Annotated in this window: 20 protein-coding genes and 2 pseudogenes; 9 read left to right on the forward strand and 13 right to left on the reverse strand. The window is 67.8% G+C overall.

Annotated features, from left to right (window positions below):
- The first annotated feature begins 105 nt into the window (after nt 1-105).
- The 4 genes from N4G47_RS10190 (at nt 106) to N4G47_RS10205 (ending at nt 3,326) form a co-directional block, all read left to right on the forward strand.
- Nucleotides 106-840: an AzlC family ABC transporter permease gene (locus N4G47_RS10190; RefSeq protein WP_107230736.1), complete on the forward strand. Its 735-nt coding sequence runs from the start codon at nt 106-108 to the stop codon at nt 838-840.
- Nucleotides 837-1,151, forward strand: coding sequence for an AzlD family protein (locus N4G47_RS10195; protein ID WP_032128129.1), 315 nt, complete (start codon nt 837-839; stop codon nt 1,149-1,151). The genes N4G47_RS10190 and N4G47_RS10195 overlap by 4 nt, the downstream gene beginning before the upstream one ends.
- A gap of 220 nt (nt 1,152-1,371) precedes the next feature.
- On the forward strand, nt 1,372-1,800 hold the full coding sequence (locus N4G47_RS10200) for a PAS domain-containing protein (protein ID WP_107230737.1): 429 nt from the start codon (nt 1,372-1,374) through the stop codon (nt 1,798-1,800).
- A complete protein-coding gene (locus N4G47_RS10205) occupies nt 1,797-3,326 on the forward strand; it encodes a flavodoxin domain-containing protein (protein ID WP_475286889.1) in 1,530 nt (509 codons plus the stop codon). The genes N4G47_RS10200 and N4G47_RS10205 overlap by 4 nt, the downstream gene beginning before the upstream one ends.
- Before the next feature lie 93 nt (nt 3,327-3,419).
- Here the strand turns inward: N4G47_RS10205 and N4G47_RS10210 are convergent, their stop codons facing one another.
- The 11 genes from N4G47_RS10210 to moaA form a co-directional block, all read right to left on the reverse strand.
- Nucleotides 3,420-4,088, reverse strand: a complete 669-nt coding sequence (locus N4G47_RS10210; RefSeq protein ID WP_475286891.1) for a sulfate/molybdate ABC transporter ATP-binding protein — start codon at nt 4,086-4,088, stop codon at nt 3,420-3,422.
- A complete protein-coding gene (gene modB, locus N4G47_RS10215; protein WP_049455117.1) occupies nt 4,078-4,761 on the reverse strand; it encodes a molybdate ABC transporter permease subunit in 684 nt (227 codons plus the stop codon). The genes N4G47_RS10210 and modB overlap by 11 nt, the downstream gene beginning before the upstream one ends.
- A gap of 3 nt (nt 4,762-4,764) precedes the next feature.
- Nucleotides 4,765-5,508, reverse strand: a complete 744-nt coding sequence (gene modA, locus N4G47_RS10220) for a molybdate ABC transporter substrate-binding protein (RefSeq protein ID WP_409460094.1) — start codon at nt 5,506-5,508, stop codon at nt 4,765-4,767.
- A 22-nt stretch (nt 5,509-5,530) separates the two neighbouring features.
- The gene (locus N4G47_RS10225; RefSeq protein WP_475286894.1) at nt 5,531-6,307 is read right to left on the reverse strand and encodes a helix-turn-helix domain-containing protein; all 777 of its coding nucleotides are present in this window, start codon (nt 6,305-6,307) and stop codon (nt 5,531-5,533) included.
- 68 nt (nt 6,308-6,375) lie between these two features.
- The gene (locus tag N4G47_RS10230; protein WP_475286896.1) at nt 6,376-6,741 is read right to left on the reverse strand and encodes a hypothetical protein; all 366 of its coding nucleotides are present in this window, start codon (nt 6,739-6,741) and stop codon (nt 6,376-6,378) included.
- Entirely contained in the window at nt 6,738-7,286 is a 549-nt protein-coding gene (gene mobA / locus N4G47_RS10235) for a molybdenum cofactor guanylyltransferase (RefSeq protein ID WP_409460097.1), read from the reverse strand. The genes N4G47_RS10230 and mobA overlap by 4 nt, the downstream gene beginning before the upstream one ends.
- 39 nt (nt 7,287-7,325) lie before the next feature.
- Nucleotides 7,326-7,814, reverse strand: a complete 489-nt coding sequence (locus N4G47_RS10240; protein WP_475286898.1) for a molybdenum cofactor biosynthesis protein MoaE — start codon at nt 7,812-7,814, stop codon at nt 7,326-7,328.
- Nucleotides 7,811-8,077 (reverse strand): MoaD/ThiS family protein, encoded by a 267-nt coding sequence (locus N4G47_RS10245; RefSeq protein WP_475286900.1) that lies wholly within the window; start codon nt 8,075-8,077, stop codon nt 7,811-7,813. Before N4G47_RS10245 ends, N4G47_RS10240 begins: the two co-directional genes overlap by 4 nt.
- Nucleotides 8,077-9,330 (reverse strand): molybdopterin molybdotransferase MoeA, encoded by a 1,254-nt coding sequence (locus N4G47_RS10250; protein WP_475286902.1) that lies wholly within the window; start codon nt 9,328-9,330, stop codon nt 8,077-8,079. The genes N4G47_RS10245 and N4G47_RS10250 overlap by 1 nt, the downstream gene beginning before the upstream one ends.
- Nucleotides 9,327-10,340, reverse strand: a complete 1,014-nt coding sequence (gene moaCB, locus N4G47_RS10255) for a bifunctional molybdenum cofactor biosynthesis protein MoaC/MoaB (RefSeq protein ID WP_475289924.1) — start codon at nt 10,338-10,340, stop codon at nt 9,327-9,329. The genes N4G47_RS10250 and moaCB overlap by 4 nt, the downstream gene beginning before the upstream one ends.
- An 8-nt stretch (nt 10,341-10,348) precedes the next feature.
- On the reverse strand, nt 10,349-11,329 hold the full coding sequence (moaA, locus tag N4G47_RS10260) for a GTP 3',8-cyclase MoaA (protein ID WP_107230748.1): 981 nt from the start codon (nt 11,327-11,329) through the stop codon (nt 10,349-10,351).
- 563 nt (nt 11,330-11,892) lie between these two features.
- Here moaA and N4G47_RS10265 point away from each other — a divergent pair.
- Entirely contained in the window at nt 11,893-12,273 is a 381-nt protein-coding gene (locus N4G47_RS10265) for a hypothetical protein (protein ID WP_475286904.1), read from the forward strand.
- 104 nt (nt 12,274-12,377) lie between these two features.
- Here the strand turns inward: N4G47_RS10265 and N4G47_RS10270 are convergent, their stop codons facing one another.
- On the reverse strand, nt 12,378-13,373 hold the full coding sequence (locus N4G47_RS10270) for a hypothetical protein (RefSeq protein WP_475286906.1): 996 nt from the start codon (nt 13,371-13,373) through the stop codon (nt 12,378-12,380).
- Between the two features lie 248 nt (nt 13,374-13,621).
- Between N4G47_RS10270 and N4G47_RS10275 the strand changes: the two are divergent.
- From N4G47_RS10275 to N4G47_RS10290, 4 genes and pseudogenes are all read left to right on the forward strand, one after another.
- A pseudogene (locus N4G47_RS10275) lies at nt 13,622-14,451 on the forward strand (alpha/beta fold hydrolase).
- 68 nt (nt 14,452-14,519) lie between these two features.
- A pseudogene (locus N4G47_RS10280) lies at nt 14,520-14,866 on the forward strand (RcnB family protein).
- Nucleotides 14,867-14,944: 78 nt separating this feature from the next.
- Nucleotides 14,945-15,466, forward strand: a complete 522-nt coding sequence (locus tag N4G47_RS10285; protein WP_475286908.1) for a nuclear transport factor 2 family protein — start codon at nt 14,945-14,947, stop codon at nt 15,464-15,466.
- A 77-nt stretch (nt 15,467-15,543) separates the two neighbouring features.
- On the forward strand, nt 15,544-15,936 hold the full coding sequence (locus tag N4G47_RS10290; protein WP_475286910.1) for a diacylglycerol kinase: 393 nt from the start codon (nt 15,544-15,546) through the stop codon (nt 15,934-15,936).
- 52 nt (nt 15,937-15,988) lie between these two features.
- On the opposite strand, the gene N4G47_RS10295 is transcribed toward N4G47_RS10290, so the two are convergent.
- Entirely contained in the window at nt 15,989-16,912 is a 924-nt protein-coding gene (locus N4G47_RS10295; protein ID WP_475286912.1) for a M14 family metallopeptidase, read from the reverse strand.
- Nucleotides 16,913-16,971: the final 59 nt, after the last annotated feature.

Raw genomic sequence — 16,971 nt, forward strand, 5'->3', positions numbered from 1 at the left:
AAGGGCCGCACGGAATGCCAATATTCCGCAATGGAATGGCAGCAACGCAACCCGATTTCGCGATCGGACCGCTAGCATGGGCTACCCCCACTTCGTTGCTGCTCCATGGACGCCCGTACCACCCTCCCCCTGCCGGATGCCGCCTGCGATACCGCCCCGCGCGCCGAGTTCCTGCGCGGTCTGCGCGCCGCCGTGCCGGTGATGATCGGCTTCATCCCGTTTGCCCTGGTGCTCGGTGCCCAGGCCGCACAGAAGGGCCTGACCGCGCTGGAAGTGCCGCTGATGACCGGCCTCAACTTCGCCGGTGGCTCGGAATTCGCCGCCGTCGAACTGTGGACCTCGCCGCCGCACATCGCACTGATCGTGGCGATCACCGCGCTGGTCAACAGCCGCCACCTGTTGATGGGTGCCAGTCTGGCCCCGTTGCTGCAACACCTGCCGCGCCGCCGCGTGCTGCCGGCACTGTTCTTCATGTGCGACGAGAGCTGGGCGCTGGGCGTGGCCGACGCGCGCCGCCGTGCCCTCGGTTTCAGCCTGGCCTACTACCTGGGCGTCTCGGCCGGCCTGTACACGGTCTGGGTGGCCTGCACCGCGCTGGGCGCGATCATCGGCCCGCTGCTGGGTGACATCCACGCCTATGGTTTCGACATGGCCTTCCCTGCCGTGTTTTTGGTACTGCTGCGCGGGATGTGGCAGGGCATGAAGGCGGCGCGGCCGTGGCTGGTCAGCCTGCTGGTGGCCGCCGCCACCTATCTACTGGTGCCCGGCGCGTGGTACGTGGCCAGCGGCGCACTGGCGGGTCTGGCCGCCGCCTGGCTGCTGGCGGAGGACGCGGCATGATCTTCAACGGATTGATCCACTGGACCTCGGTGCTGACCATCGTACTGATGGCCGCCGCCACCTACCTCACCCGCATCATCGGCTTCCTCGCACTGCGCAATCGCACGCTGAGCAAGCGTGCGGTGACGGTGATGGAAGCCGCGCCAGGTTGCGTGCTGATCTCGGTGATCGCACCGGACTTCGTCGCCGACAAGCCGGCCGACCTGGCCGCGCTGGCGATCACCCTGCTGGCCGCCACCCGCCTGTCGATGCTGCCGACCGTGCTGATCGGCGTGGTTTCGGCAGGTGTGCTGCGCTACCTGATGGGCTGAAGCGCTCACCCCACCTGTAGAGCCGAGCCCATGCTCGGCTTGTGCGAAAGGGAGCCGAGCATGGGCTCGGCGCTACAGGTCGAATCTGCGCCTGCGACACCGCGTCGCAGCCCATAGCGCCAGCCGCTTGACCAATGTCAAACCGCCCGCCTCCGCGCGGGCGTATTTCTATGCAGGAACCGAACACGCCGGCGTTACCGGCCTCCACAAGGACCCTGCGATGCACTACACCCCCGACAACGCCCAGCTGCTGAATGCCCTGCAGAACGTCATGGTGATATCCACCACCGACCTGCAAGGCAACATCACCTATGCCAATGACCTGTTCTGCACGCTCACCGGCTTCGCCCGCGAGGAGCTGATTGGCCAGCCGCACAGCATCGTGCGCCACCCGGATGTGCCCAAGGCGGTCTACAAGGACATGTGGGACACCATCAAGGCCGGCAAGACCTGGACCGGCATCGTGCCCAACCTCGGCAAGGGTGGCGTGCTCTACGTGGTCGATACCACCGTGCAGCCCCTGTTCGATGCCGAGGGCAACATCACCTCGTACATCAGCATCCGCCGCGTGGTGAACGACCTGATGCAGAATTACGACCTGGTCGAGTTCAGCAAGGAAAAGTTCGACGACTTCTACGAGGCGGCGTGAACGCCCTGCCGGCACACTCGCCCATCAGCCGCCTGCTGGTGGGTTTCGCCTCCGAGTCGGGCAATGCCCGCGCCCTGGCCCAACGCCTGGGCGCGGGCCTGCAAACCCATCAGCCGCAGGTGCTTGCGTTCAACGACATCGATGTGGCCAGCCTCGGCCACGGCGACGTACTGCTGGCGATCTCCAGCTCGTTCGGTGACGGCGAGCCGCCGGCCAATGGCGAGCAGTTCTTCGAAACCCTGCGACAGACACCGACCCTGAGCGGCCTGCGCTACGCGGTGTTCGGTCTCGGTGATACCGGCTACCCAAGCTTCTGCGGCTTCACCAAGGCGCTGGACAACGCACTGAGCGAGCGCCAGGCGCAACCACTGCTGCACCGCGTGGACGCCGATCTCGGTTACGAGCAGTTCTTCCAGCAATGGCAGCCGGTGCTGGGCCAGGTGCTGCAGGGAGACCTGGGCGCGGGTCGTGATCTGCGCCTGCAGGTCACCGCCTATGCTGAAGACAACGCCTTTGCCGCGCGCGTGCTTGAACGCCGCCGCTTGAACAGCAGTGATCCTGCCGCCTGGCATCTGCAACTGGATGTCGCCGGCAGCGGCATCGCCTACCGCGCAGGTGACACCCTGCATGTGGTGCCCGAGAACGACCCGGCGCTGTTGCAGGCGCTGGCCGACTGGTATGGCGACGCGACCGCCGTGGCCGCGTTGCACGACCGCGAACTGCGCCTGCTGGGCAAGGGTGTGCTGCGCGAAGTGGCCAAGCTCGGTGGCAGCGAGGTGCTGAAGGGCCTGTTGAAGGTCAGCCAGAAGCGCGACCTGGAGGCCTACCTGCACGGCCTGGACCTGCTGGATGTGCTGCACGACCACGCCACCCCGGACAGCCTGCCGCTGGCACGCCTGCGCGAGCTGCTGTCGCCGTGCCTGCCACGTGCCTATTCGATCGCCTCGCACCCGCGCGACGGCCAGCTCAGCCTGTGCGTGCGTGAAGTGCGCTACACCCTGCGCGGTCGCGAACGCTGCGGCACCGCCACCGGCAGCCTGCTGCATGGCGGCACGCATGCCCGCGTGTACTGCCGTTCCAACCCTGGCTTCCATCTTCCCGATGCGGATGAAGCGCCGTTGTTGCTGGTCGGCACCGGCACCGGCATTGCACCGCTGATGGGCCTGATACAGGAAGTGCAGGCCAGTACCGGCCAACACGAGGTGCATCTGGTGTTCGGCGAGAAGCACAGCCAGCACGACTACCTGTACCGCGAACAGCTTGAGGATTGGCATGGCCGTGGCGCCTTGGCCGGCCTGCACACGGCGTTCTCTCGTGATGGCGCAGAGAAGGTCTATGTGCAGCATGTGCTGCAACAGCGCGCCAGAGAGGTACGCGACGTGCTCGCCCGCGGCGGGCACCTGTACCTGTGCGGCAACAAGCGCCATCTGGAAGGCGCGGTACGCGAGGCCATCGATGCCATCGGTGGTGAGGGGCAGTGGGACACGCTGCGCGGTGAAGGGCGCATTCACTGCGAGCTGTATTGACCCATTGACCCTGTAGAGCCGAGCCCACGCTCGGCTGCTCTGCGCGACACCGCCAACGGCAGCCGAGCATGGGCTCGGCTCTACAGACGGAAGTCAATCGCCGACGATGCGGCCGTCCACCACCCGCGCCACCTGCTGGCCGAACATCGCCACGTCCTGCGGGTCGTGGCTGATCAGCAGCAACGGAATGCCCGTCTCGTCCAGCACTGCGGCCAGTTCCTGGCGCAGGTGGTCGCGCAGGTCATGGTCCAGCGCAGCGAACGGCTCGTCCAGCAGCAGCGCCTGCGGCTGTGTCACCAGCGCCCGTGCCAAGGCCGTGCGCTGGCGCTGGCCGCCAGATACCTGCGAGGGCAACAGATCGCCCACACCGTCGATGCGGAACGCCTGCAACCATTGCTCTGCGGCATCGAACCGCCGCCCGGGTCGCGGATTAAACACGCCCTTCCGCAGCCCGAACGCCACGTTCTGGCGCACGCTCAGATGCGGGAACAGCGCGTAGTCCTGGAACACATAGCCCAGCCGCCGGCGCTGCGGCGGCAGATCGACACCACTGGCCGCATCAAACAGGGCCTGACCCTGCAGGTGTACCTGCCCCTGGTCGGGCCGCAGCAATCCGGCCACCGCCTTCAGGGTCAGGCTCTTGCCGGCACCAGAGGGGCCGCACAGAACCACCTGCCGCTGCGTGCACTGCAAGGCCACATCCAGTACGAACTCCTGGCCCGCCGCACGCAGTCGACGCTGCACCCGCAGGTCAAGCCACATCGCGCAGCTCCCGGCGGCGTCCGCCCACCAGCCTCGCAGCCAGCAGCAGGATCACGATGCAGACCACCGAGGTCAGGATCACCAGCGCGTTGGCCCGGCCATCCTGACCGGCCTGCACCGCCTCATAGATCGCAATCGACAGCGTCTGCGTGCGGCCGGGAATACTGCCGGCCACCATCAGCGTGGCGCCGAACTCGCCCATCGCACGTGCGAATGCCAGCAGCAATCCAGCAAGGATGCCGCGCCAGGCCAGCGGCAAGGTAATGCGGAAGAACACCGCCGCCTCGGAAACCCCCAGCGTGCGCGCCGCCTGCTCCAGTTGCCCGTCCACTTCTTCGAAGGCCGCCCGCGCCGGCTTGAATACCAGAGGCAATGACGCGACGGCGGCGGCGATCACCGCCGCCTGCCAGGTAAATACCAGATTGATGCCGAACCACGACTGCAGCCAGGCACCGATCGGGCCGTTGCGCCCGATCAGCACCAGCAGGTAGTAGCCCAGCACCGTCGGTGGCAACACCATCGGCAGGGTCAGCAGTGAATCCAGCAGCTCGCGCCCGGGGAAGCGACGGCGCGCCAGCAACGCGCCCAGCGCCACACCCAGCACCAGATTGATCGCGGTGGCCCAGCCGGCCACCTTCAGCGACAACCCCAGTGCACTCCAGTCCAGATCCATGCTTCAGGGCTTGCCGAACCCGTGCTTGGCCAGGATCGCCTGGCCCTGTGCCGAGCGCACGAAGGCGGCGAAGCGCTTCGCCTCCGCCGGCTGCGCGCTGGCCTTGATCACTGCCAGCGGATAGGCGATACGCCCGGCCACCGGCACCGCGAAGGCGCGGCGCACGCGGTCGGGCATCGCCTGCGCATCGGTGGCGTAGACGAAGCCGGCGTCGACCTCACCACGTGCCACATAGTCCAGCGACTGGCGCACGTTCTGCGTGGTGATGGCCTTGCCCTGCACTGCCGGCCACAGCCCAGCCGCTTCCAGTGCACCCTTGGCATAGCGCCCGACCGGCACGCTGTCCGGGTTGCCCAGTGCGATGCGCTGTACTCCGGCACCGGCCAGATCCTTCAACGTGCGCGGCGCCGCTTTGGCCTGTGGCGGCACCACCACCCAAAGTGCATTCACCGCAAACACCTCGCGGGTGCCGGCGGCCAGCAGGTCCTGCTGCTGCGCCTGGTCCAGGGTGGTCTCATCGGCCGAGGCGAACACATCCACCGGCGCACCGCGGCTGATCTGCTGCAGCAGCACCCCGGAGGCGGCGAAGTTGAAATCCACCTTGGTGCCCGGGTGCGCCTTCTCATAGGCCGCGCCCAGCTCACGGAAGCTCTCGGTCAGGCTCGATGCCGCCGACACCGTCAGCTCGGCCGCCCACGCCGGCATCGCAGCCAGCATTCCCAGCAACAACAGTCCCGCTCGCTTCATGATCGGCCCCTTGGCTATCTCGTCAATCCGGATCGGATTCCCTGGCCGCGGCCAATGCCGCCAGCCGTTCGGGTTGCAGCAACAGCATCTCACGTTGGTTGACGGCAATCACACCTTCATCGCTCAGCCGGCGCAACACCCGGCTCACGGTTTCCGGCGCCATCCGAAGGTAGTTGGCAATCTCGGTCCGGGCCATGCTCAGGTTGAAGCGGGTGGCCGAGAAGCCACGCCGCGCATAGCGCTGGGAAAGATCCAGCAGGAACGCCGCCATGCGTTCCTCGGTGCGGTGGTTGGCGGCCAGCGTGGCGGCCTTGCCGATTTCGGCACTGAGCAGGCTGAACAGCCGTGCCTGCAACCCCGGCATGCGCGTGGCGAGCAGGCTCAGCCTGGGAAACGAGATCCGGCACAGATACACCGTATCCAGCGCCACCGCGTTGCAGGGGAAACGCGCGCCATGGATGGCATTGAGCCCGATCACCTCGCCGGGCAGGCTGAAACCCAGCACCTGCTCGTTGCCCTGGCTGTCGTCGACGAAGGTCTTGACCATGCCCGCACGCACTGCCGCGATCGAGTCGAACGGATCGCCGGCACGGAACAGGTAGTCACCGGCCTGGAACGGCCCCACGTGGTCCACCAGCACATGCAGCTCACCCAGCGCAGTCTTGTCGTAGCCCTGCGACATGCAGGCATCGGAAAACGCGCAGGTGCTGCAGAAACGCAGTGCGTCGCCATCATCGGCCGCCGCCGGGTTCGGCGTGGCCGCTCGGGACAAGGAAGGAGCAGGTGGCTTGAGGGGCATTGCAGCAACGCAGGAACGAAGGCCACCATCATACGACAGCGCCGCACCGCCCCCGGTGCAGCGCGCACCTACTCCGGCGTGGGCTCTGGTCGCCGATGCGGACCACGCTGGCGCACGCTGTCGCGCACGTCCACGTCGAACTGCAGCTGCAGCAGGCTGTCGTCATCCAGCGCGATGCTGAAGCCCAGGCCGTCGCGGCAGGGCAGTCGCTGCGCCAACGCCTCGACCCCTGCACGCGGCAGCACCAGCCGGCAGAACGTGCCGCCGTCGAGCAGCACCGCCTGCTCCCCGGCATGCAGCGACAGCGCCACACCCCAGCCGCCACTGCCGCCGAAGCGGGTCAGGTTCTCCAGCGACTCGCCGGCCAGCAATCGTGCCAGTTCCTGTTCATCCACGCGCAGGCGCATCGATTGCTGTTGCAGCTGGACTTTCATGGTGCGATGGACTCCCACTCCGACGGGGTATTGCAGTTGAGCAGCAGCGCGCGATCTTCCGCCGCAAGGGGCAGCCGGGTCACGCCCAGGCGTTCCTGCAGCGCGCGCAGTGAACGGCGCGCCGTGGGATCTTGAATCAGTTCCTGCAGCACGCGTCGGCAATGATCATCGATCTGCAACCGCATCGGCAACGGTTCATCGGCAAACACCGTGCAAGCCGTGTCACTGATCCCGTGCAAGCGCTGCAACAGCGCTGGCGTCATCCGTGGCGTATCCACCGGCACCACCCAGGCGGGCCCATCCGGCATCTGCATCGCCACGCTGAAGAGCCCGCCGAGAGGTCCGCAACGCGCGACCCGGTCCGGTACGCCGCCGAAAGCCGGGTAGTCGCCACTGATCCAGACCCGTCGTGCGCCGGCCTGCAGCAGCAGGGTCTGCATGTGTTCCAGCAGGGCGCGCCCCTGCCATTGCAGCAGCGCCTTGTCGCGCCCCATGCGGGTGGACAGGCCACCGGCCAGCACGATGCCGTCGATGGTCCCGCTCACGGTAGGGCCCCATCCACGCATGCCGTGGATCGACCGGCGTCAGGAGCTGTGGCTATGCACATGCGTCGGCCCATCGTCCACGTGGCACAGGCTGCAACCCTCGCTCCACGCGCTGTCGCCGTCCACGTAATGCTCCTGCTTCCAGATCGGGCACTGGTGCTTCACCGCTTCGATCAGCTGCCGGCAGGCGCGGAACGCCTCGTCGCGGTGTGGGCTGCCTGCGGCCACCACCACCGCCACATCACCGATGCCAAGCCGGCCCCGGGCATGGGCCACATACAACTTCAACTTCGGGCCGAAGATGGCCTCCACCTCGGCGGCCAGGCGCTTGAACTCATTCAGCACCAACGGCTCGAACAGATCGTAGGTAATGCCGGTCACCGCGCGCCCAACGTTGACGTCGCGCACCTTGCCGATGAACACATCGATGCCACCGAAGCCCGGATCGGACACCGCAGCAATGCCCTCGGCCGGATCGATCGCCGCCTGCGCGCGGTCCACCACCCTGGCGATGATGCTTTCGCTCATCGCTCAACCCCACTGACTGGCGGCAGGATCGCCACCCGGCCATCGTCGGGCAGCGCGTCGTGGTCGCGCAGCACGCGCTGCTGGTCGGCAAACGCCGAATAGTCCAGCAGGCCCGCGCGGAATCCCGGCCAGCGCACCGGCAGCAGCTCGCGCAGCGCCTGGCGCAGGTCGGCCACGGTGCCACCGGCCACCTCCACCGCGATCTCGCGGCGGGCGTCCAGATCGGAAAACGCACCGAACAACTGCAACGTCACCTGTTTCATCACGTTTCCTGGTTCACCAATTGCACCGGTTCGTGGTGGCCCCAGCCCTGCACCCGCACATAGGTACCCGCGCTGGCCAGGTCACCCTCGGCCTCCAGCACCACCCAGGCGTTGGCCTGCAGCATGGACATCAAACGGAACGATTCCTGCCCGGACAGCACGCGCGCACTCAACCGCCCCTGTGCATCCACCTCCACCCGGGCCCGCGCGTGGAAGCGCAGGCCCGGCGGCTTGCGCACGTCGGCCTGCAGCGGCATCTGCAACACCGTTTCCGGGGCCAGCCCCAACAGGCGGCGCAGCACCGGCTCGACGAAGAAGCGTTGGCCCACGGCCGCCGACACCGGGTTGCCCGGCAGGCCGAAGTACAGCGCGCCATTGGGCAGCACCGCAAACAGCAGCGGCTTGCCCGGACGGATCGCCACCTTGTGGAACACGATGCGTGCACCGCGCCCACGCAGCGCATCGGGAATGAAGTCGTAGCGACCGGCCGAAACCGCGCCGGTACTGATCAGCAGCTGCGCGCCAGCGGCCAGCGCCTCATCCAGCACCGTATTGAAGGCGGCCTCGTCGTCACCCACCGTGCCCTGCCAGACCACCTCGGCACCGGCCGCCTGCAGGCGGCCGACCAGGTACGGACGATTGCTGTCACGAATCTGGCCCGATTCCAGCGCCTGCGCCGCTTCGGTCACCAGCTCCTTGCCGGTGGCGATCACCGCCACCTGCGGCCGCGCCACCACCATCACCTCGCCCACGCCGAGCGCGTGCAGCAGGGTGCGGGCATTGATATCCAGCGTCTGCCCCGCCTGCAGCACGCGATCACCTGCGCTCACATCCTGGCCGCGCAGGCGCACGTTCTGGCCCGGCTTCACTGCGGAGGTCAGCGCGATGCGGGTCGGCCGGCCCGCTTCGCTGGCAAGGATCTGCACATTCTCGACCGGCACCACCGTATCCAGCCCGGTCGGCATGCGGGCACCGGTCATGATTTCCCAGGCACCCTCGCCGCCTTCGGCGCCAGCATCACCTGCGGCCTGCCAGCCCTGCACCGCAAATTCGGTACCCGGCTCGAACACCCGGCCTTCGGCGCGCAGCGCAAAGCCATCCATCGCCGAGTTGTCGAACGGCGGCAGCGACTGCGCACTGTGGATGTCACTGGCCAGGATGCGGCCCGCCGCCTCATGCAACGGCAAGTGCTCGGCCGGCAGCGGCGAGGCCGCGTCCAGCAGGTGCTGCAACGCTTCGCTGTAGGCAATCATGCCGCGCTCCCATCGGCGTGGCCACCGCCCTCGACCATCGCCAGTGCGTGGCCGAGCACCGGCGCCAGGATGTCCAAGCACTGTGCCGCCGCCTTCGGGCTGCCCGGCAGCGCGAACACCAGCATGCCGCCCAGCTGTACCACTTCGGCGCGGCTCAGCCAGGCCATCGGCGTGTGCTGCGCACTCAGCGCGCGCACCATCTGCGCCAGGCCATGCACCGGCCGCGCGTTCAACGAACGCAGCGCTTCCGGGGTCAGGTCACGTGGGCCCAGGCCGGTGCCGCCGGTGCACAGGCACAGGCGCACGCCCTCGCCCGCCAGCGCCTGCAACCGGCTGGCCAACGGCTCGATGCCATCGGGCAGTACTTCAGCCGCCACCACTTCTCCGCCCATCTTCTGCAGGCCGGTCACCAGCGTCGGGCCGGACACATCTTCATAGGTGCCATCGCTGGCGCGGTCGCTCAGGGTGATCACCGCACACCTGGCGCCCTCAAGGCCCTTCGGCGAACGCGGTTTGAAACGCGCACGCTCCGCGTCGTCCATGCCCTCGGGGTGCAGCCAGACGCCGCGCTTGCCGCCCTCCTTGAACAGCAGGCGGATGCCTTCGATGCGCAGCGCCGGTTCCACCGGCTTGCTCAGGTCATACAGCGTCAGCAGCGCCGCGTTGACCCCGGCCAGTGCTTCCATCTCCACGCCGGTGCGCGCTTCGCTGGCGCACTCGCACCACACGCGGATCGCCTGCCGCTCCGGCACCGGCGCGCAGAACACCTGCACCAGTTCCAGCGGCAACGGGTGGCACAGCGGCATCAGCATCGAGGCCATCTTGGCGCCCTGCAGGCCGGCAATCTCGGCCATCACCAGCGCATCGCCTTTGGGCAGCCGGCGCTCGACAATCAGCGGATACGCCACCGGGCCGGCATGCAGTTCGCCCACCGCCACCGCACGCCGTCGGGTGATGCGCTTGTTGCGCACATCGGCCATGTGAAACGCCGCATTCCATTCCCCACTCATCGTGTTGCTCATCCTCCGATGGAGGCCAGATGCGGGGTCAGCCCGGTCTGGCCCTGGTGCAGACCATGCCCGGCCGCTTTCAGGCCAAGCTGGGTGGTGATGCGCGCCAGCAGCGCGTCATGGTCGTCGTCGTGCTGCAGCAGCGGCCGCAGCGGCACGCCGAACTCGCCGAACAGGCACAGCCGCAGGTCGCCCTTGGCGGTCACCCGCAGGCGATTGCAGCCCTTGCAGAAGTCACGCGAATACGGGGCGATGATGCCGATGCGGCCGCGATGGTCGGGGTGGCCGAACTCGCGCGCCGGGCCGGCGTCGGCCGCGCGCGGGTGCTCATGCCAGCCGGCGGCCAGCAGCTGCTCGATCATCACGTCGGCGCGCAGGTGATGGCGCTGGAAATAAGCTTCGTTGTCGCCGGTGCGCATCAGCTCGATGAAGCGTACGCTGAAAGGCCGCTCGCGCAGATAGTCCATCCACTGCGGCAGCTCGTCATCGTTCAGGCCGCGCAACAGCACCGCGTTGAGCTTGATGGACGGCAGCCCCAGCGCCTGCGCCAGGGCCAGGCCCTGCTCGATCTCCGGCAACCGGTCGTGACCGGTAATGGCCGCGAAGCGTTCGCGCTGCAGGCTGTCCATGCTCACATTCAGTGCGGTCAGGCCGGCGCGGTGCCAGCCCGGCAGGCGCCTGGGCAGCAGCGTGCCATTGGTGGTGATGGCCACCTTGGCGATGCCCGGCACCGCCGCCACGGTGGCGATGATCTCGTCCAGGTCTTTGCGCAGGCTGGGCTCGCCGCCGGTCAGGCGGATCTTGCTCATGCCCAGCGCAGCGAACGCGCGCACCAGGCGTGCGATCTCGTCCACCTGCAGGAAGCGCGGGCGGCCGTCGGCCTGGTAACCGTCGGGCAGGCAGTAGCTGCAACGGAAGTTGCAGGCTTCGGTGAGCGACAAGCGCAGGTACGGAAAGCTGCGTCCGAAGCTGTCGGTGAGTTGGCTCATGGCTGTTCCACCTCCTGGCACCACCCTGCAGCCTGCCCCCTGAACGGGTTGTCGACCCCAGCGCCCAGAGTGCGCTGGGGCGGTGAAAGCGTCAACCCGGAGAGCACCCGGCTGAATTGGGATGCTTTGTCGCTATCGACTCGGTTGGGCCGCCGCACCGTCCGCCACGATCACGACACCTGTCGCAGATACCCGAGCACACGGGGATGCCTGCGCCAGCCAGGGCTGTCAGCACTCAACAGCGTGGAACAATGCCAAACGCGTCTTCAATCAGAACCATTTTGCAACTCTCCTGATGGGCATGGCACCGCATCGGGGGTTCAGATGGCACGCCACCGAAAACGGGTGGCCGGGTTTCGAATCCCGTGTTGGCTTTGAGTGATTGCGCCTGCCAGCCGGTGCCGCCTTGCGTGGCGCCGGCTGGCAATCCGTCTGCCGGCCATGGCGGGCGGTGCGTTGGGGGCGTTCGCGCCCACCGGCTTGAAGCCAACCCGGATTCGAACCACGTACCGCCCGCCACCTTCCGGGTGGCGGCTACCGATTGCCTTGCACGGAGCCTTGCCATGAACGAACCGGACCTGCCCTATCCGCGCGCCAGCCACCACCCGGCCGACGCGGACCCATCAGCCGTACCCGCAACGCCCGCTGACAGCAATACCTTCCTTGGCCATCTGAACCGCATCCGCTTCGGTGCGGCCGCCGACGGCCAACCGTGGCCGGAACGCTACCTGCTGCCCGGGCGCCGGCTGGCGCTGGCCGACGCCGACTGCGCATTGGCTGGCCTGCGCGTGGTGCACGAACTGCTGTTGGCCGCCGAGCGGACCCGGCAGAACGGCGCGCCCGACCAGTACGTGGGCGACCGCGTGATGGAAGGACTGAAGATGGCCTGCCTGGCACTGGGTGCGCAGGCGGGCGTGCGGCTGCAGGGGGATGCGCAACCGTAGCGCGGTGGCCCCGGGCGACGGGGCGGAGACTTCGTTCTGCCCCGTTGCCCACCTGCCCTGCCTTCCCACGCGCGCCAGTGTGCGTCCGGGTCAGGGCTGCTTGGTCAGCCACGCCCAGACACGCGTCCAGATTTCCGGCGCAATGGAAACGCGCTTGCCCGGATTCGCCGGATCAGGCACCCGATAGCCGTGGTCGGCCTCCGGATACACCCAATAGTCCAGATTGCTGCGGCCATGGGACAGGAAGGCCACCATCGCCAAGTCGGTGTTGATGATCGGTGCCTTGTCGTCGTCGCCGCCCTGCACCAGCAGCAACGGGATATCCAGCGCCAGCATGTCGTCCACCACCGCATGCGGGCCAAACCCGGACCAGCGCCGGTTGGTCTCCCCATGAAGGTCTGTTGCAGACCGAGCGGGTCGGCGTTGATCGCCTTGATGGCCGCGAAGATCTCCTCGACCGACGCCTGCGCCTGGGCGCGGGTGATCTCGCCCCGTTCGGCGCGCAGCCGTTGCTCGATGATGAAGTCGTGATACTGCGGCAGTGCCAGCCCGCCCCAGCCCACGGCCTTGTCGGCGTGGGCGAGCGCGGCCACCGCAAAGACGTACTGCGCGCCTTCGGAGCCACCGATGATCACCACCTGCGAGACCCGGTCCCCCAGGCTGCGGCGGGCCGCAGCGATGGCCAGCACCGTGCGCGCAATCAGGTTCTCGCGTGAGAGGCCGGCACGATAGATCGGCCCATCCAGCGGGAGCGGTCGCCCCTTGGCCTGGTCAAGGCGCAGCTCCGCCGAAAACGGGATGCCGGGCTTGTCCACCAGCAGGAAATGCGCACGGTCACGGAAGGCGAACAGGTCGCGCGGAAAACTCGTCCCCCGGCTGCCATCGCTGAAGCGCTGGAAATGCGGGAACGCGCCCGAGCCGGGCAGCCAGACCACCAGCGGCCCCACCGCCTGCGCGTTGACATTGTCGAGGTGCCAGCCGACCTCTCCCAGCGCCGGGTCCTGCACCACATGGCTGTCGAACTGCGCCGGCGTTGCCGCCTCCAGTGCCATCGCCGGGCTCGCCAACGCCGCCAGCATCATCGCCAGAATCACCCGCATCGCCGTCCTTCAGAGCTGTTGCCGCACGGGTTCCCACGTTGCACATCGCCTCAGCGCGCGACAAGTGCGCAACGTGCCCATGCAGATGCACACACCGGTCCAACAGGATGACTTCCAGCACAGGTTACTGGTGTTATACCTCACTACATTACCAGCACGACCTGTCGCGAGGTCGGCGGGCTGCGGTATGGCGCTGCAGACCCGACCCATCACACGGGCTGGCACGCGTCACGCCCAGAGGAGTGGCAATGAAGAGCAGCCGAGTGACGTTGTGGGTGCTGGCTGCGGTGCTGGCGGCCGCAGGCAGTGTCCATGCCAGGGAAATCCAGGTGAACCGTGGCGCCTACACGCTGCAGGCCGAAGAGTCTGGCGCGGGCCCGGTGACGGTGGTCTTTGAATCCGGGTTCGGACAGGGCGCGGGCGCCTGGAAGAGCGTGATTGCAGGCCTGGGCGAGGGTTACCACAGCATCGCCTATTCCCGTTCCGGTCTCGGCCGATCCGGCAGCGACGGCCAGCCCAAGCGCATCGATGCGCATCTGGCCGACCTCACCGCCGTCATCGATACCCTGGCGCCCGGCCGCCGCATCGTGCTGGTCGGCCACTCCTACGGCGGACTGCTGGCCACCGAGTTCGCCCGCCATCATCCCGAGCGGCTGCAGGGCCTGGTGCTGGTGGACCCGGCCACCCTGGGCCAGCGCCACGCCTTCATGGCAGCCGACAGCGCGCGCGTGCAGGCCGACGATGCCCAACTGCGGGCGATGCTGCCGCCGGCGCTGGCCGCCGACTACACCCTCCTGATCGAGCAGCTCGATGCGCCCGGTGCGGACACCCCGCGCACGATGCCGGACGTGCCGGTGGCACTGCTCACTGCAACGCAGCTGGCGGCCGAGCCCTGTTCTTCGAGGAAACCGCCGCAGGCAAGGCCCTCTGGAAGCATCAGCACGCCCTGCTCTTCTCGGCCTTCACGCGTGGCTCGCACCGCTATCTGCCGACCGGGCACAACCTCCAGCGCGAGGATCCTGCGGCGGTAGTGGCGGCCATCAGCGCTGTCGCGGGCCAGGCCGAAGCCATTGAATGATGCGTTCACCTGCCCCGCTCTATAGTCTCCGCGCCCGCCGCCTGCTGCGGCGGTTACCGGAGGTAGCGATGAACACCACACGATGGCTTGCCATTGCATTGGCCGCCGCCGCGACATGCGCCAGTGCACCGGCCTTCGCCGACCCGCCGCACCACGCGCGTGGCAATGGCCCCCGCCGCATGCGGGCGGGCCGAACAACCGCGAGGCGCCGCCGCCGGGCTGGCAGAAAAAGGCCTGGCGACGCGGTGAACGCCTGCCCTGGGCCGAGGTGGACCGCCGCTACTGGGTGGACGACTACGCACGCTACCATCTGCGCGCGCCGGGCCGCGACCAGCGCTGGGTACGGCAGTCCGATACCGAGTACCTGCTGGTGGAGATTGCCAGCGGGTTGATCATCGACGCACTGCGCCGCTGACCTGTCCACGCGTGTAGAGTGCTACGGCCCCGGCCAGCAGGCGCCGGCACAGGTCGCTACCCGCCCCCAAGGAGATCCATGGCGCGTTCGTTGACGATTCCCCTGATCGCTCTTCTGCTCACCAGCCTGCCTGCCCACGCCGCGCAGAACGCGCCTGCCGACGTCAAGGCCATCGAACAGGTGGTCGAGTCCTTCCGCACCTCGCTGATCAACAAGGACAAGCCGACCTACATGGGCCTGTTCTTCTCGGACAAGCCGGAAGACATCGGCTGGCAGTTCGTGTCCGAGGATGTGCGCCTGCAGGACATCCGCAAGGCCAAGCCCGACGCGATCAAGGCACGGAAGATTCCCGCCAACAATTTCATCGCGCTGATCGACGGCGCCGTCGCCTCGCCGAAGCCGAGGGAGGAGAAATTCTTCAATACCAGGATCGAAACCGATGGCGACGTGGCCTCGGTATCCTTCGACTACAGCTTCCACGACGACGGCGAGAAGACCAACTGGGGCAAGGAGTTGTGGCAGCTGATCCGCACCGAACAGGGCTGGAAGATCTTCTCGGTGGTGTACTCGATCCGCGATTCGCGCAGCCCGGCCGGGTAAACGGCCTGCGGCCATCCGACGATTTCCCGACGCACGCCTGTCCATGCTGGCGCGAGGTCATTCATCGCAGGGCCGGCATGCAGCCACCTCATCCCAGGGACAGCGGCAAGTACCCGCATGGCAGGACCGGGCTTGCCCGCATCCTGCACACGCTGATCCACTCACGCGACGGCTTCATCGCCACCTTCCGTGGCGAAGCCGCGTTCCGCCAGCTGTTGCTGCTGCACGCACTGTTGATGGTCGCCGCCTTCGTGCTCGACATCAGCACCGTCGAACGCGCGGTGGTGCTGGCCGTGTGCTTCATCAGCCTGCTGGTGGAGCTGCTCAACTCAGCCATCGAAGCGGTGGTCGACCGCATCTCGCTCGATCATCACCCGCTTTCCAAGAACGCCAAGGACATGGGCAGCGCCGCGCAGACCACCGCACTGCTGATGGTCGGCGCGGTGTGGGGCGTGATCCTGCTGGGCTAGACCACACCCGTACACGCCGGGCATGGCCCGGCGCTACCGATGCGGCAATGGCTTACTGCGCGGCCAGGGCGAAATCCAGGCCTGCGCACACCGCCGCCACCTGGGCGTCGTTGCATTCCTGCGGGTTGGTGCGCGGGCTGTCCGGGTAGACCTCGGTGGTGGTGGCAAAGCGCGCGTCGGTGAAGCCGGCGCAGGCGCCGATCGAACGCGATTCGCCCCAGACCACGCCCGGCGACTGCAACGGCAGGCCGACCAGGTTGCCCTCGGCATCGGCCGGGGCGATGTGGGTGACCGGCGCGACCGCCGCGATCAGCGCCTTCTGGAACTCGGCCTGCGGGTCTTCACTGTTGCCGATCACGTAGAAGCCATCCGGGATGGTGTCGCGCTCGAACGGCTTGCCGTCGCGGGCACAGCGTGCCGGGTCGAACTCGTGCAGGTCGCTGTCGGTGGTCTCGTGCAGGTCCAGGTGCACCAGCAGGTTCGGCTTGCGCTCGGCCACCCAGCGCATCAGCGCGGCGGCTTCCTCGATCAGGCCACCGTCACGGAAGCTGCGGTTCGGATCGATCGCATCCGGGTTCCAGCGCTGGATGCGCTCGTAGCCCCACGGGCTGACGCAGGGCGCCACGATCAGGTTCAGCCGGCCCAGGTAGCGCTCGGCCTGCTGTTCCAGGAACTGCAGGGCGCCATGCACGCCGCTGGTCTCGTAGCCGTGCACGCCACCGGTGATCAGCGCGGTCGGCAGCGCCGGGTTCCAGTCGTGGTTGACGACGGCAAACAGCGGGTAGTGGTCCGGGGCATAGTCGAGCTGGCCGTACTGGATCACGTCGAAGACGCTGTCGTCCAGGCGCTCAAGGGCCGCCACCACGTCGTCGTGGTAGCTGCGCTGGCGCTGCTGGCGGGCCCGCCACTGTGCGCGTTCCGCGTCGCCCCAGGGCTGTCCGGGGGTGCCGATCGGATAGAACTGCGCAACAGTCATGGGGTACTCCAAGGGTCGAACGGGTGGGTGCAGCCGGTCATTCTAAGCCTTGTCGCGCC

The sequence above is a fragment of the Stenotrophomonas sp. GSD10 genome (genome assembly GCF_056172695.1).